The sequence below is a fragment of the Pseudomonas sp. AIG genome (assembly GCF_977020205.1).
Genome location: NZ_CDROCK010000036.1, coordinates 57,569 through 72,519, shown reverse-complemented (window position 1 = coordinate 72,519; position 14,951 = coordinate 57,569). Strand labels below are relative to the sequence as shown.

Genomic DNA, 14,951 nt, shown 5'->3' with positions numbered 1-14,951 from the left:
TCCCGCAGCGAAGGAACCCCGAGCCCCAGCGAGCGGGCCGCACGCAGGAGCAAGCGTTTTTGGTTACTTTTGAGGCGTTTGTCAAAAGTGACCCGCCGTCAGGTCGGAACCCTAAGCCGCCGTTACCGCAGCAACGGATATGTACACAACGAAACTGACAGCGCTGACAGCCAGCCGTCACCCTCCTGACCCCCAAACAAGTTTATAAAGACCCTAACCCTGCCCAAAATCCGTCCGGCGCCCACCCCGCATGCGAATCCAAAAGAACAAAGCCCTGCTAGCCCTAGTGATCGTCCTAGCCGCCGTAGGTACATGGTGGGCAATGAAACCCGCCCCGACCAAACTCGCCACCCCCACCGCCATCCCCGTGCGAGTCATCGCGGTCAGCGAAAAAGACGTCCCCCGCTACACCAGCGGCATCGGCTCCGTCCTCTCATTACACAGCGTCGTCGTGCGCCCCCAGATCGACGGCATTCTCACCAAAATCCTCGTCAAAGAAGGCCAACTCGTCAAAGCAGGCGACCTGCTGGCCACCATCGACGACCGCTCCATCCGCGCCAGCCTCGACCAGGCCCGCGCGCAACTGGGCGAAAGCCAGGCGCAACTGCAAGTCGCCCTGGTCAACCTCAAACGCTACAAACTGCTCACCGTCGACGACGGCATCTCGAAACAGACCTACGACCAACAACAAGCCCTGGTCAACCAACTGAAAGCCACCGCCCAAGGCAACCAGGCTTCGATTGATGCGGCGCAGGTACAACTTTCCTACACACAAATCCGCTCCCCGGTCACCGGGCGCGTCGGTATTCGCACGGTCGACGAAGGCAACTTCCTGCGCATGACCGACACCGCCGGCCTGTTCACCGTCACCCAGATCGACCCGATCGCCGTCGAATTCTCCCTGCCCCAGCAAATGCTGCCGACCCTGCAAGGCCTGATCAACGACCCGCAACGCGCACCGGTCAAGGCCTACATCGGCGCCGACACCGATGGCGAAACCGGCAACCTGCTCGGCGAAGGTCACCTGACCCTGATCGACAACCAGATCAACGCCAACACCGGCACCATCCGCGCCAAGGCAGAATTCGACAACGCCAGCCAAAAGCTCTGGCCCGGCCTGCTGGTCACGGTAAAAATTCAGACAGCCCTCGACAAAGATGCACTGGTCGTCCCACCTACTGTCGTACAACGCGGTCTCGACCAACACTTCGTCTACCGGGTGAATGGCGACAAAGTCGAAGCCGTGCAAGTACAAATGGTTTACCAAGGCAGTGGCGAAGACATTATCAAAGGTGTGAAGGCCGGTGACGTGCTGGTCACTGACGGCCAGTCGCGGCTCAAACCCGGCTCGACCGTGCAAGTCATGACTGAGCCGGCGCAGGTGGTGCAAGCGGAGCCGAAACCATGAAGGCGCACAAAGGCGTCTCCACGTGGTGCATTGATCATCCGGTGGCGACAATTCTGCTGACCATTGCCTTGGTACTGGTCGGCGCAATTGCCTTCCCGCGTTTGCCAATTGCCCCACTGCCGGAAGCGGAATTTCCGACGATTCAGGTCTCCGCGCAGTTGCCCGGCGCCAGCCCCGACACCATGGCCTCATCCGTGGCCACGCCGCTGGAGGTGCAATTCAGCGCCATCCCCGGCATGACCCAGATGACTTCCAGCAGTGCCTTGGGCTCAAGCCTGTTGACCCTGCAATTCACCCTCGATAAAAGCATCGACACCGCCGCCCAGGAAGTCCAGGCGGCGATCAACACCGCTGCCGGCAAACTGCCCAAGGACATGCCGACGCTGCCGACCTGGAAGAAGGTCAACCCGGCCGACAGCCCGGTGTTGATCCTCAGCGTCAGCTCGACGCAAATGCCCGGCACCGAACTCAGCGATCTGGTGGAAACCCTGCTCTCGCGTCAGATCAGTCAGATCGACGGCGTAGGCCAAATCAACATCACCGGTCAGCAACGTCCGGCGATCCGCGTGCAAGCCTCGGCGGACAAACTGGCGGCGATCGGCCTGACCCTTGCCGACATTCGTCTGGCCATTCAACAGACCAGCCTCAACCTGGCCAAAGGTGCGCTGTACGGCGAATCGAGCATCTCGACGCTGTCGACCAACGACCAGTTGTTCCACCCCGAGGACTACAGCCAACTGATCGTTTCCTACAAGGACGGCGCCCCGGTTCACCTGCGCGATGTCGCCAAAGTCGTCAATGGTTCGGAAGATGCCTACGTGCAAGCGTGGGCCGGTGATCAACCCGGGGTGAACCTGGTGATCTCGCGCCAGCCCGGCGCGAACATCGTCGAAACCGTCGACCGCATTCAAGCCGCCCTGCCCGGCCTCGAAGCAATGCTGCCGGCCTCGGTGCAAGTGAAAACCCTGATCGACCGCACGCAGACCATTCGTGCCTCGCTGCATGAAGTGGAAATCACTCTGTTGATCGCGATCATGCTGGTGGTGGCGGTGATGGCGCTGTTCCTGCGTCAATTGTCGGCAACCCTGATTGTGTCGGCGGTGCTCGGTGTGTCGTTGATCGCCAGTTTCGCTTTGATGTACATCCTCGGATTCAGCCTGAACAACCTGACGCTGGTGGCGATCGTGGTGGCCGTGGGATTTGTGGTCGACGATGCGATCGTGGTGGTGGAGAACATCCACCGGCACTTGGAGGCCGGCGATGATATGCGCGAGGCGGCCATCAAAGGCGCCGGCGAGATCGGCTTCACCGTGGTCTCGATCAGTTTCTCGCTGGTGGCGGCATTCATTCCGCTGCTGTTCATGGGCGGTGTGGTCGGGCGCCTGTTCAAGGAATTTGCCCTGACCGCGACCTCGACCATCATGATTTCCGTGGTGGTCTCGCTGACCCTGGCGCCGACGCTGGCGGCGCTGTTCATGCGCAAACCGGTGCATCACGCCCACGCCAAACCGGGCTTCAGCGAACGCTTGCTCGGCTGGTACGAACGAGGTCTGCGCCGCGCCCTCGCCCATCAGAAATTGATGATCGGCGTTTTCGGCTTATCGCTGGCGATGGCCATCGGTGGTTACATCTTTATCCCGAAAGGTTTCTTCCCGGTGCAGGACACCGGTTTTGTCCTCGGCACCACCGAAGCGGCTGCGGATATTTCCTACGGCGACATGGTGAAAAAACACTTGGCCATGGCCGAAATCGTCGCCGCCGATCCGGCCGTGCAGGCGTTTTCCCACTCGGTGGGTGTCTCCGGCAGTAACCAGACCATCGCCAACGGGCGCTTCTGGATCGCCCTGAAAAAACGTGGCGACCGCGATGTCAGCGCCAGCCAGTTCATCGACCGCATCCGCCCGCAACTGATGAAAGTCCCCGGCATCGTCCTCTATCTGCGCGCCGGCCAAGACATCAACCTCAGCTCCGGCCCGAGCCGCGCGCAGTACCAATATGTACTGAAGAGCAACGACGGCGCGACCCTCGCCACGTGGACGCAACGCCTGACCGAAAAACTGCGCAGCAACCCGGCGTTCCGCGACATTTCCAATGACCTGCAACTGGGCGGCAGCATCACCCACATCAGCATCGATCGCAGCGCCGCAGCGCGTTTCGGTCTGACCGCGAGCGATGTTGACGAGGCGCTGTACGACGCCTTTGGCCAACGGCAGATCAATGAATTTCAGACTCAGGTCAACCAGTACAACGTGATTCTGGAACTGGACACCAAACAGCGCGGCAAGGCCGAAAGCCTCAACTATTTCTACCTGCGCTCGCCGCTGAGTGGCGAGATGGTGCCGCTGTCGGCGCTGGCCAAATTCGATGCGCCGACCATCGGCCCGTTGTCGATTGCTCACGACGGTATGTTCCCCGCCGCCAACCTGTCGTTCAACCTCGCGCCCGGCGTGGCGTTGGGTGATGCGGTGATTTTGCTCAATCAGGCCAAGGCCGAGATCGGCATGCCCACCGCCATCAGCGGCAATTTCCAGGGCGCGGCGCAGGCGTTCCAGAGTTCGCTGGCCAGTCAGCCGTGGCTGATTCTGGCGGCGTTGGTGGCGGTGTACATCATTCTCGGTGTGCTTTATGAAAGCTTCGTACACCCGCTGACGATCATTTCGACGCTGCCGGCGGCAGGTTTGGGCGCAGTGATCATGCTGTGGATCTGCGGTCAGGATTTTTCGATCATGGCCTTGATCGGTCTGGTGTTGCTGATCGGTATCGTCAAGAAGAACGGCATCCTGATGATCGACTTCGCCCTCGAAGCGCAGCGCCACCGGGGCCTGTCGCCGCAGGATGCGATTTTCGAAGCGTGCATCACGCGGTTCCGGCCGATCATCATGACCACCCTCGCCGCCCTGCTCGGCGCGCTGCCGCTGATGCTCGGCTACGGCACCGGCGCCGAGTTGCGCCAGCCGCTGGGTATCGCGGTGGTGGGCGGTTTGCTGGTCAGCCAGATGCTGACGTTGTTTACCACTCCAGTCATATACTTGTGGCTTGAGCGGCTGTTCCACAGGCCCAAACCTGCGCCCGTAGCGGCGTTGGCGACCACAGACTGAGGCAGGGTCATGCGCGTTCTGATTATCGAAGACGAGGAAAAAACCGCGGACTATCTGCACCGCGGTCTGACGGAACAGGGTTACACCGTGGATCTGGCTCGCGACGGCGTTGAAGGCTTGCATCTGGCGCTGGAAAGCGACTACGCGGTGATCGTCCTCGACGTCATGTTGCCGGGCCTCGATGGCTTCGGCGTGCTGCGCGCGTTGCGTGCGCGCAAGCAAACCCCGGTGATCATGCTCACCGCCCGCGAGCGCGTCGAAGACCGCATCAAAGGCCTGCGCGACGGGGCCGACGATTACCTCGGCAAACCGTTTTCCTTCCTCGAACTGGTCGCGCGTCTGCAAGCGCTGACCCGGCGCAGCGGCGGGCATGAACCGGTGCAAGTGAGCATCGCCGACCTGTGGATAGATTTGATCAGCCGCAAGGCCACCCGCGCCGGCACGCGACTGGATCTGACCGCCAAAGAGTTCTCCCTGTTGAGCGTCCTCGCCCGCCGGCAAGGTGAAATCCTTTCGAAAACCGCCATCGCCGAGATGGTCTGGGACATCAATTTCGACAGCGATGCCAACGTTGTCGAAGTCGCAATCAAACGTCTGCGCGCCAAGCTCGACGGGCCGTTCGACGAGAAGTTGCTGCACACCATTCGCGGCATGGGTTATGTGCTGGAGAGCCGTGGTGTCCAGTAATTCGATTGCCTTGCGCCTCAGTGGAATGTTCACGCTGGTGGCGCTGCTGGTGTTTCTATTGATCGGCGGCGCGTTGTATCAGCAGGTCGATAAAGGCCTGGGATTGCTCCCGGAAGCCGAGCTGGATGCGCGTTACAGCGTGCTCGAATCGGCACTCAATCGCTTCGGCACGCCGGAGCATTGGCTGAAGATAAACGCCAAGTTGAAGCTGCTCGGCGAAGAGGACAAACGCATTCGTTTCTGGGTGGTGAGTGGTGATCCCGGTTACGAATACGGTCAGCCAGATGCGGCGATTCGCGCGTTCGCCCAAGGCCCGTTGGGCATGCATGACCTGCAGTTGCCCGACCATCCTTATCCGCTGAAAGTGTTGCTCACCGAGTTGCCAGCCAAAGATCAGCGCCCGCCGCTGCGCTTCATGATCGGCATCGATACCGAGACGTTTCATGAGACTCAGCACAACCTGTTGATCGCGCTGATCGGGCTGGCGATTGTCGGTGTGCTGATGGCTTCGGCACTGGGTTATTGGGTCGCCCGGATTGGTTTGAAGCCGTTGATCAAACTGTCCCACGAGGCTCAGCGATTGGCGCCACCGCTACGGGCCGGGCGCTTGCGTCTGTCGCCGCTGCCACCGGAGCTGGAGCAGTTCGTCGATTCGTTCAACTCGACGCTGGAAAGGGTCGAACAGGCCTACTCGCGGCTGGAGTCGTTCAACGCCGATGTCGCCCATGAACTGCGTTCGCCGCTGACCAATCTGATCGGCCAGACGCAGGTGGCGCTGACTCGCGGGCGTTCTGCAGAGCATTACTTTGAAGTGCTGCAATCCAATCTTGAAGAGTTGGAACGGCTGCGTTCGATCATCAACGACATGTTGTTTCTGGCCAGTGCCGATCAGGGCAACAAGGCGACCAAACTCACCTCGACTTCGCTGGCCGATGAGGTGGCAACGACGCTGGAATATCTGGATTTCATTCTTGAAGATGCGCAGGTTCAGGTAGAGGTCAGCGGTGATGCACTGGTGCAGATCGAGGTCGCGCATTTGCGTCGGGCGTTGATCAACTTACTGAGCAATGCGGTGCAGCACACCGGGCCGGGTCAGGTGATCGAGGTGCGCATCGAGGTGGAAGCGCATCAGGTGAGTATTGGTGTGGCCAACCCCGGTTCGCCGATTGCCAGTGAGCATTTGCCACGGTTATTCGAGCGCTTTTATCGGGTCGATGCGTCGCGTAGCAACAGTGGCAATAACCATGGCTTGGGACTGGCGATCGTCAAGGCGATTGCGCTGATGCATGGTGGAGATGTGTTTGTGCGCAGTGATCGGGGGATGAATACCTTCGGGATTTATTTGCCGGTCTGACCCTCCTCCACTGATCGTTCCCGCGCTCCGCGTGGGAATGCAGCCCGGGACGCTCCGCGTCCCTTCCAAAGCCGAACGCGGAGCGTCCGATGAGGCATTCCCACGCAGAGCGTGGGAACGATCTGAAGCCCCCGATCGGCTCCCTTTCCCCCTCGCCCCCTTGGGGGAGAGGGCTGGTGAGGGGGTTGCTCTTGGCTGCACCGCGATCTTCGACTTTTACCTCCCGCGCAACAGTCATTTATGAAAATCACGCTGTTTCCCAACGCCCGGCGACCTTATCTTTGCCCGCACCAAACAGCACTCGCCAAGCGAGAAGGTTTTCAAGATGTCCAACAGTATGGGTATTGCCAGCGCGTTCGTTTTGTCCTCATTGATCCTGTCGCCGATGGCGATGGCTGAAGAATCGCAGGCGTTCGTGGCGCACAACGTCGCTCGCGCTCAGGCCTACGATCAGTATCAGGCCGAAGTGATGGCCAAGGCTCAAGACGCCTCGCAAGCCCCGCAGGCTGCCACTTCCCAGGCTCAAGCGGCCGAGAAAGACAGCTGAGCCGCGCACCGCGCCAACGTTTCCCTCGACGCGGTTGTTTGGCTCTTCCCGTTCAACCGTCGTCATTCCAGGCCGCTGCCTTTCAGCGGCCTTTTTTCGTTGTGGTCTGAAAGCCGTTTGGTTCGTCTGTAACAACAAGAAACATCGAGCGCCTCAAAATATAGAGGCGCCAGTTGACCCAAGGAGCTCCATTGCACGTGCGTTACCCAGTTCACTTCACCCCGCTGTTCATTGCAATTGCCGCAACGATTGCCCCTGCCGCTCAAGCCGACGAGCCTGCCAAAGAAGGTTTTGTCGAGGGTTCGAGCCTCAACCTCAACGCCCGCAACTACTACATGAATCGCAACCGCTTGCAGAAAGCGGACGACAACATCGAGTGGGGCCAGGGCTTTCTCGGGGTTTTCCAGTCGGGTTACACCGCAGGTACGGTCGGTTTCGGTATCGATGCCCACGCCATGCTCGGGTTGAAGCTGGATGGCGGTGGCGGCACCGACGGCTCGAGCATCCTGCCGGTCAGAGAGAATGGCGGCAAAGCACCGGGGGCGTTTTCCACCGCCGGTGGCACGTTGAAAATGCGCGCGTTCGATACCGAGTTGAAGGCCGGTGATCTGTTCCTCACCAACCCGGTGATTGCCGGCGGTGACACGCGCATGCTGCCGCAGACCTTCCGTGGTGTGAGCCTGACCAACCACAGCTTCGATGGCTGGTTGATCGAAGGCGGCCAAGCGAGTTTCACCAAGCCTTACAACCAAAGCGGCCACACGCGCATCGGCACTTCCTACGGGACATTGGCCGAGGGCGACGAGAGCCAGCACCTGAACTGGGCCGGCGTGGCCTGGAGCGGTGTCGAAGGTCTGACCAGCAGTCTTTACGCCTCCGAGTTGAAGGACATCTGGAACCAGTACTACTACGACCTCGACTACACCTGGCAGTTGAACGATCTGGTCAGCCTCAACCCGGGCCTGCATTTCTATCACACGCAAGACACCGGTGATGCGCTGCTCGGCAACATCGACAACAACACCTACAGCCTGCATTTCACCGTTGGCGTTGGTAATCACAGCGTTACCGCCGCGTATCAGCGAGTCAACGGCAACACGCCGTTCGACTACATCAGCCAGGGCGACAGTGTTTATCTGGATAACTCGCAGCAGTATTCCGACTTCAACGGCCCGAACGAGCGCTCGTGGAAACTCAAGTACGCTTATGACTTCGCCGGTGTCGGCGTGCCGGGGCTGACCTCGTCGGTGTCCTACTCGCGCGGCACTGTGGACCTGAGCAAGGTTGACGCCGACAGCCAAGGTTATTCCAACTGGTACAGCGCCGAGGGCCGCAACGCCAAGCATTGGGAACGCGATCTCGATCTGAAATACGTCGTGCAGAGCGGTCAGGCCAAAGATCTGGCAGTGCACTTGCAATGGGCAACCAACCGTGGCGGCAACGGCTACGGCGTGATTGATTCGGACACAGATGAATACCGTGTGGTCATCGACTACCCGATCAACGTCTTCTAAGATCGGCGCTAAGCTGACTGCAGACTGACTCCGATAGCTCAAGCAATGACCAAACCTGTGGGAGCGAGCTTGCTCGCGAAGGCGATCTTTCAGCAACATTGATGTTGGCTGACACAACGCATTCGCGAGCAAGCTCGCTCCCACAGGTATTTTGCGTCAAGCGCTTCGGTGGTGTTGTGCAACTACGCTTATAAGACTTCCCCAACCGACAGCCCAATCATGATCGCGAGCCGTACCCCACCCGTTTCGGGCAAGACCGGACGCCCCGAGCTGCTGCTGATCTGCGGCAGTTCGCTGACCGTGATCGCGATTTTGTGCATCGTCACGTTCCTGCTGATCCGCGAGCACGCCAACGCTCAGGAATCGGCGACCCGCAGTGCCACCACTATCGCGCAACTGATCGACGCCGATGTGCTGCGCACCGTCGAGTTGTACGACTTGACCCTGCAAGGTCTGATCGCCGCCGCGCAACGCGATGACCTGCAGGATGTCTCGCCGCAGATCCGTCACCTGGCGCTGTTCGACCGCTCAACCACAGCGCGCTTCAAGGGCGACATTCTGCTCCTCGATAAACACGGGGATGTGATCGCCGACTCTTCGCGGGTCGAGCCGAAACCGGGCAACTTCGCCGACCGCGATTACTTCCTCGCCCACGCGTTCAACCGCGACATCGGCATGTTCATCAGCCGCCCGTTCAAGACACGTTGCGACTGCGACGAGGCCAACCAGTGGCGAATCAGCTTCAGTCGACGGATCTCCTCGGAAAACGGTGAGTTCGCCGGCGTGGCCGTGGCGTCAATGAAACTCGACTACTTCGACCAGTTGTTCAACAGCCTCGACATTGGCAAAGACAGCACGTTGAACATCATCGACAACGACGGCGTCCTGCTGGCGCAAAAGCCTTATCTGCAAAGTGATTCCATCGGCAAAAGCTTCGGCAACCGGCCCAACGTCATACGGATTCTGCGCGACAAGAGTGGCAATGGCAGTTTCAACAGCGTTTCGAGCATCGACCATCAGCAACGTCTCTACACCTATTCGCGGGTCGGCAATCTGCCGTTGATCGTGATGGTCGCGCTGTCCAGCGACGAGGTGTTCGGCACGTGGCGCCGTACTGCCATGTTGATCAGCGGCGCCACAGGCGTGCTGTGTGTGGGTCTGTTATGGCTGACCTGGCTGCTGGCCCGCGAGCTGCGCCTGCGCCAACGGGCCGAGCGGGAGCTGGCGCAACTGGCCGCTACCGATGCACTGACCGGTGTCGCCAATCGGCGGATGCTCGATCAGGCGCTGCGCCATGAATGGTTCCGCGCCCAGCGTTCGGGCAAAGCGATGTCGGTGATGATGATCGATGCCGATCACTTCAAGGCCTTCAATGACCGGCATGGCCATCAGGCCGGGGATCAGGCGCTGAAGACGCTGGCCAGGGTCATCACTGAAAATGTGCGGCGACCGGCAGATCTGGTCGCGCGCTATGGCGGCGAGGAGTTCTCGGTGATTCTCGCCGAGACCGATGGTCATGGCGCGCAGCAGATTGCCGAGCATATTCGCCAGGCTGTGGAGCAATTGCCGTTGGTCGATGGGGCTGAGCGGCCGATGACGGTGAGTATTGGCATTGCGAGCTGGACGGCGGCGAGTGAGATGACGCTGGAGCAGCTGTTGTTTGCGGCGGACAAGGCGCTATATCAGGCCAAGGGAGGTGGGCGTAACCGCGTCGTCAGCTATTAAGATCAAAAGATCGCAGCCTTCGGCAGCTCCTACAGGGTGATCGCATTCTCATGTAGGAGCTGCCGAAGGCTGCGATCTTTTGATTTTAAAAGGGCATAAAAAAAGGCCATCCGAGGATGGCCTTCAAAAAACTAGAGAGGTTTTTTACTTACACTGCCGCAACCGGGCGCATGTAAGAGATGGGTGCGGTGCTGGCGTCTTCGAACGTCACCACTTCCCAAGCATCTGTCTGCTCAATCAACTTGCGCAGCAGCTGGTTGTTCAGTGCGTGGCCGGACTTGAAGCCCTTGAACTCACCAATCAGGCTGTTACCCAGCAGGTACAGGTCGCCAATGGCATCGAGGATCTTGTGCTTCACGAATTCGTCTTCATAGCGAAGGCCGTCTTCGTTCAGTACGCCATCGGCATCGACCACGATTGCGTTTTCCACGCTGCCGCCGAGTGCGAGGTTGTGCTTGCGCAGGTACTCGATATCACTCATGAAACCAAAGGTACGGGCGCGGCTGACTTCTTTTACGAACGAAGTGCTGGAAAAATCCACGCTTGCACTTTGGGTGCGGTCCCGGAATACCGGGTGATCGAAATCGATCTCGAAGCTCACCTTGAACCCTTCGAAAGGGACGAAAGTGGCGCGCTTGTCGCCGTCTTCCACTGTCACTTCACGCAGGATACGGATGAATTTCTTGGCGGCGTCCTGTTCTTCCAGGCCTGCCGATTGAATCAGGAATACGAAGGGTCCAGCGCTGCCATCCATGATCGGGACTTCGGACGCGGAGAGCTCGACGTAGGCGTTATCGATGCCCAGGCCAGCCATGGCCGAGAGCAAGTGCTCTACCGTGTCCACTTTCACGTCGCCGTTAATCAGCGTCGTCGACATAGTGGTTTCACCGACGTTTTCCGCGCGGGCAGGAATCTGCACCACAGGGTCGAGGTCAGCGCGACAAAACACAATGCCAGTGTCGACAGGCGCAGGCTTGAGGGTCAGATAGACCTTCTCACCGGAGTGCAGGCCTACACCTGTGGCACGGATAATATTTTTCAGTGTGCGTTGTTTAATCATGGCTTGGGCCGCTTCAGCGCAAATTGCGAACTGGTATCAACAAAGGCTGGCGATGATAGCAGACCATGCCTTTGCTGAACACCAATCACCTTCATAGCCCTGATACATTCCATCAATCGGCCTGGCGACGCAGGAAAGCCGGGATGTCCAGGTAATCCAGATCATCTTGCGGATTCATCTTCGCGGCAGCCGCAGCACCGGCCTGAGCCTGGTTGCGCATGACGGTCGGACGGTCCAGATCACGGTAGTTAACCGCTGGCGCTTCCTGACGGGCCGGAGCCGGTTGTTGTACCTGGGCGGATGCCATGGAGGTGTGAACGGTGTTGTCGATGACCTTTACAGGCTTCTCGATTTTCGCGCCCAGACCGGTGGCAACTACAGTTACGTGCAGCTCGTCGCGCATGTCCGGATCGATAACGGTACCGACCTTGACCATCGCGTGCTCGGAAGCGAAGGCTTCGATGATGCTACCCACGTCGGAGTACTCACCCAGGGACAGGTCAGGACCGGCGGTGATGTTCACCAGGATGCCGCGTGCGCCTTGCAGGTTCACGTCTTCCAGCAGCGGGTTGCGGATCGCCGCTTCGGTGGCTTCACGTGCACGGTTCGGACCGCTGGCGCAGCCAGTGCCCATCATCGCCATGCCCATTTCGCTCATCACGGTACGCACGTCAGCGAAGTCGACGTTGATCATGCCCGGACGCTTGATGATGTCGGAGATACCGCGAACGGCACCGGCCAGTACATCGTCAGCCTTGGCGAAAGCCGACAAGAGGCTTGCGTCTTTACCGAGGATGGTCAGCAGCTTCTCGTTGGGAATGGTGATCAACGAGTCGACGCTTTCCGAGAGCATGCGGATGCCTTCATCGGCGATCTGCATACGCTTGCGGCCTTCGAACGGGAACGGACGCGTTACGACAGCAACGGTCAGAATGCCCATTTCCTTGGCCACTTCGGCGATGATCGGCGCAGCACCGGTACCGGTACCGCCGCCCATGCCAGTGGTGATGAACACCATGTTGGTGCCCTGCAGGACTTCGGCAATGCGCTCACGGTCTTCGAGAGCGGCCTGACGACCTACTTCAGGGTTGGCGCCGGCGCCCAGACCTTTGGTCACGCCGGTGCCCAGTTGCAGAATGGTGCGCGCGCCGATGTTTTTCAGCGCTTGAGCATCAGTGTTGGCGCAGATGAATTCAACGCCTTCGATGTTGCTCTTGACCATGTGATTGACAGCGTTGCCGCCGCCACCGCCAACACCGATAACTTTGATTACCGGGCTTGCGGGGATGTTGTCTACGAGTTCGAACATTTTCCCTCTCCTTACATTCTCTAGTTTTTTCGCCTACTGCATTTTTGTTGCGGTGCATCTACTGCTACTGCTTGCCGCTTGAAGCTTGACGCTTCGAGCTGCTTTTAAAAGTTGCCTTGAACCCACTTCTTCAATCGGTCCAGCAACGGCGCCTGTGGCTCTTCGTTGCTGTAGCTGTCGCGGCTGCCGATGCCGGAGAACGAAACCCCGTCGGACTGCTTTTGCAGGCCATACATCAACAAGCCAACGCCAGTGGAATAAATCGGGTTGCGCACCACGTCATCCAGGCCTTTCACGCCATGCGGCACGCCGAGGCGTACCGGCATGTGGAAGATTTCCTCGGCCAGTTCAGTGGCGCCTTCCATCTTCGACGTACCGCCGGTCAGGACGATGCCGGCCGGGATCAGGTCTTCGTAGCCGCTGCGACGCAGCTCGGCCTGAATCAGCGTGAACAGTTCGTCGTAACGCGGCTCAACCACTTCGGCCAGGGCCTGACGCGACAGTTCGCGCGGTGGACGGTCGCCAACGCTTGGCACCTTGATGGTTTCACCGGCACCGGCCAGTTTGGCCAGGGCGCAGGCGTAGCGAATCTTGATCTCTTCGGCGTACTGGGTCGGGGTGCGCAACGCCATGGCGATGTCGTTGGTCACCTGATCACCGGCAATCGGGATCACTGCGGTGTGGCGGATCGCGCCTTCGGTGAAGATCGCGATGTCGGTGGTGCCGCCGCCGATGTCGACCAGGCACACGCCCAGTTCTTTCTCGTCGTCGGTCAGGACCGAGTAGGCCGAGGCCAGTTGCTCGAGAATGATGTCGTCGATTTCCAGACCGCAGCGACGCACGCATTTTTCAATGTTCTGTGCAGCGTTGACGGCGCAGGTGACCACGTGAACCTTGGCTTCCAGACGTACGCCGGACATGCCCAGTGGCTCGCGAACGCCTTCCTGGTTATCGATTACGTAATCCTGCGGCAGGGTGTGCAGCACACGCTGGTCAGCCGGGATCGCCACAGCCTGAGCAGCGTCGAGGACGCGCTCAAGGTCAGCCGAGCTGACTTCACGATCGCGGATCGCGACGATGCCGTGGGAGTTCAGGCTGCGGATGTGATTGCCGGCCACACCGACGAACGCCGAGTGAATGCGGCAGCCCGCCATCAATTGGGCTTCTTCGATCGCGCGCTGGATCGATTGCACGGTGGACTCGATGTTGACCACCACGCCCTTCTTCAGGCCACGGGACGGATGGGTACCGATCCCGACGATTTCCAGCGTGCCGTCGTCGGAGACCTCGCCGACCAGCGCCACCACTTTGGAGGTGCCGATATCGAGACCGACGATCATTTTGCCGCTTTGCACGTTTGCCATGGGTCCTGCCTCTTCTTAATTCTTTGCGACAGCGGGTTGGGCTGTCGTCGGCGCTACTGGTTCCCGCCAGCCAACAGCGAGGCCGTTGGCGTAGCGCAGATCGATGCGCGCAATGTTCGTAATCTGGTCTTTAAGCGTCTTGTCATAGATGGCGATAAAGCGGCGCATCTTTTCCACCAGGTTGCCGCGTCCCAGCAGCAGCTCGATGCCGGGGCCGGAACTGCCGGCACCGGTGGTCAGGAACCAGCTCCCGCGTTCACGCAGTTCCAGGCGTGCAATCGAGAAGCCCAACGGCCGCAGCATCTGGCTCAGCACCTGATACTGCTGCATCACTTGCTGCTGGGCCCGTTGTGGGCCGAACAGCTGTGGCAGGTGTTCGTAGTTCGCCAGTTCCTTCGGCGTAAACGCCTGGCCCTGGTTGTTGAGCAACGACTCGTCGCCCCAACGCGCCACCGGCAGTTGTTCTTCGAGGCGGATCACCACCTGATCCGGCCACACCCGACGTACTTCGGCGTGGGCGATCCAGGGCATCTGCTCAAGCTCGGTGCGCATGCCAGCGAGGTCGATGGTGAAGAAGCTCGACGCCACGTACGGCGCGATCCGCTGCTGCACCGCTTGCTGACTGATGTAGCTCAGGTCGCCCTGCACGGCGATCTTGGTGATCGGCCGGTCGGCGTACGGCAGCAAACGCGTTGCACCTTCGTAAGTACCAAAGCCCAGCACCACCAACAGCACCGGCCAGAACAGGCTCTTCAAAAAGCTGAAATTGGCTTTCGGCAGGCGCGCGGACATCGGCTCTTTCGCCACCATTCGGCTGGCACCCCGTGGCACCGGCTTGCGGCCGGGTGCGGGAGGCTGATGTCGGAGCTGAGCGCCTTGCATCGT

The 14,951-nt window shown here is 59.9% G+C and carries 11 protein-coding genes; 7 read left to right on the top strand and 4 right to left on the bottom strand.

The window, feature by feature from the left end; all coding sequences use genetic code 11:
* The first annotated feature begins 250 nt into the window (after nt 1-250).
* The 7 genes from ACWR1S_RS20180 to ACWR1S_RS20150 all read left to right on the top strand — a co-directional run bounded on the left by ACWR1S_RS20180 (nt 251) and on the right by ACWR1S_RS20150 (nt 10,333).
* On the top strand, nt 251-1,408 hold the full coding sequence (locus ACWR1S_RS20180; protein ID WP_454564713.1) for an efflux RND transporter periplasmic adaptor subunit: 1,158 nt from the start codon (nt 251-253) through the stop codon (nt 1,406-1,408).
* Entirely contained in the window at nt 1,405-4,506 is a 3,102-nt protein-coding gene (locus ACWR1S_RS20175) for a multidrug efflux RND transporter permease subunit (protein WP_454564712.1), read from the top strand. Before ACWR1S_RS20180 ends, ACWR1S_RS20175 begins: the two co-directional genes overlap by 4 nt.
* A 9-nt stretch (nt 4,507-4,515) precedes the next feature.
* Nucleotides 4,516-5,193 (top strand): heavy metal response regulator transcription factor, encoded by a 678-nt coding sequence (locus ACWR1S_RS20170; protein ID WP_007916978.1) that lies wholly within the window; start codon nt 4,516-4,518, stop codon nt 5,191-5,193.
* Nucleotides 5,183-6,547, top strand: coding sequence for a heavy metal sensor histidine kinase (locus ACWR1S_RS20165; protein WP_454564711.1), 1,365 nt, complete (start codon nt 5,183-5,185; stop codon nt 6,545-6,547). The genes ACWR1S_RS20170 and ACWR1S_RS20165 overlap by 11 nt, the downstream gene beginning before the upstream one ends.
* A 325-nt stretch (nt 6,548-6,872) precedes the next feature.
* Nucleotides 6,873-7,094: a hypothetical protein gene (locus ACWR1S_RS20160; protein WP_454564710.1), complete on the top strand. Its 222-nt coding sequence runs from the start codon at nt 6,873-6,875 to the stop codon at nt 7,092-7,094.
* Between the two features lie 197 nt (nt 7,095-7,291).
* Nucleotides 7,292-8,608 (top strand): OprD family porin, encoded by a 1,317-nt coding sequence (locus ACWR1S_RS20155; protein ID WP_454564709.1) that lies wholly within the window; start codon nt 7,292-7,294, stop codon nt 8,606-8,608.
* Between the two features lie 219 nt (nt 8,609-8,827).
* Entirely contained in the window at nt 8,828-10,333 is a 1,506-nt protein-coding gene (locus ACWR1S_RS20150) for a sensor domain-containing diguanylate cyclase (protein WP_454564708.1), read from the top strand.
* Between the two features lie 148 nt (nt 10,334-10,481).
* Here ACWR1S_RS20150 and lpxC read toward each other — a convergent pair whose 3' ends face one another.
* The 4 genes from lpxC to ACWR1S_RS20130 form a co-directional block, all read right to left on the bottom strand.
* A complete protein-coding gene (lpxC, locus tag ACWR1S_RS20145; RefSeq protein WP_007916984.1) occupies nt 10,482-11,393 on the bottom strand; it encodes a UDP-3-O-acyl-N-acetylglucosamine deacetylase in 912 nt (303 codons plus the stop codon).
* Between the two features lie 112 nt (nt 11,394-11,505).
* Nucleotides 11,506-12,702, bottom strand: a complete 1,197-nt coding sequence (gene ftsZ, locus ACWR1S_RS20140) for a cell division protein FtsZ (RefSeq protein ID WP_016986475.1) — start codon at nt 12,700-12,702, stop codon at nt 11,506-11,508.
* Nucleotides 12,703-12,806: 104 nt separating this feature from the next.
* Nucleotides 12,807-14,066: a cell division protein FtsA gene (gene ftsA / locus ACWR1S_RS20135; RefSeq protein WP_064120500.1), complete on the bottom strand. Its 1,260-nt coding sequence runs from the start codon at nt 14,064-14,066 to the stop codon at nt 12,807-12,809.
* 15 nt (nt 14,067-14,081) lie between these two features.
* Nucleotides 14,082-14,948, bottom strand: coding sequence for a cell division protein FtsQ/DivIB (locus ACWR1S_RS20130; RefSeq protein ID WP_007916989.1), 867 nt, complete (start codon nt 14,946-14,948; stop codon nt 14,082-14,084).
* Nucleotides 14,949-14,951: the final 3 nt, after the last annotated feature.

Coding starts and splice junctions, on each gene's coding strand:
- ACWR1S_RS20180 (WP_454564713.1), top strand. CDS start 251: ATGCGAATCCAAAAGAACAAAGCCCTGCTAGCCCTAGTGATCGTCCTA.
- ACWR1S_RS20175 (WP_454564712.1), top strand. CDS start 1,405: ATGAAGGCGCACAAAGGCGTCTCCACGTGGTGCATTGATCATCCGGTG.
- ACWR1S_RS20170 (WP_007916978.1), top strand. CDS start 4,516: ATGCGCGTTCTGATTATCGAAGACGAGGAAAAAACCGCGGACTATCTG.
- ACWR1S_RS20160 (WP_454564710.1), top strand. CDS start 6,873: ATGTCCAACAGTATGGGTATTGCCAGCGCGTTCGTTTTGTCCTCATTG.
- ACWR1S_RS20150 (WP_454564708.1), top strand. CDS start 8,828: ATGATCGCGAGCCGTACCCCACCCGTTTCGGGCAAGACCGGACGCCCC.
- lpxC (WP_007916984.1), bottom strand. CDS start 11,393: ATGATTAAACAACGCACACTGAAAAATATTATCCGTGCCACAGGTGTA.
- ftsZ (WP_016986475.1), bottom strand. CDS start 12,702: ATGTTCGAACTCGTAGACAACATCCCCGCAAGCCCGGTAATCAAAGTT.
- ftsA (WP_064120500.1), bottom strand. CDS start 14,066: ATGGCAAACGTGCAAAGCGGCAAAATGATCGTCGGTCTCGATATCGGC.
- ACWR1S_RS20130 (WP_007916989.1), bottom strand. CDS start 14,948: ATGCAAGGCGCTCAGCTCCGACATCAGCCTCCCGCACCCGGCCGCAAG.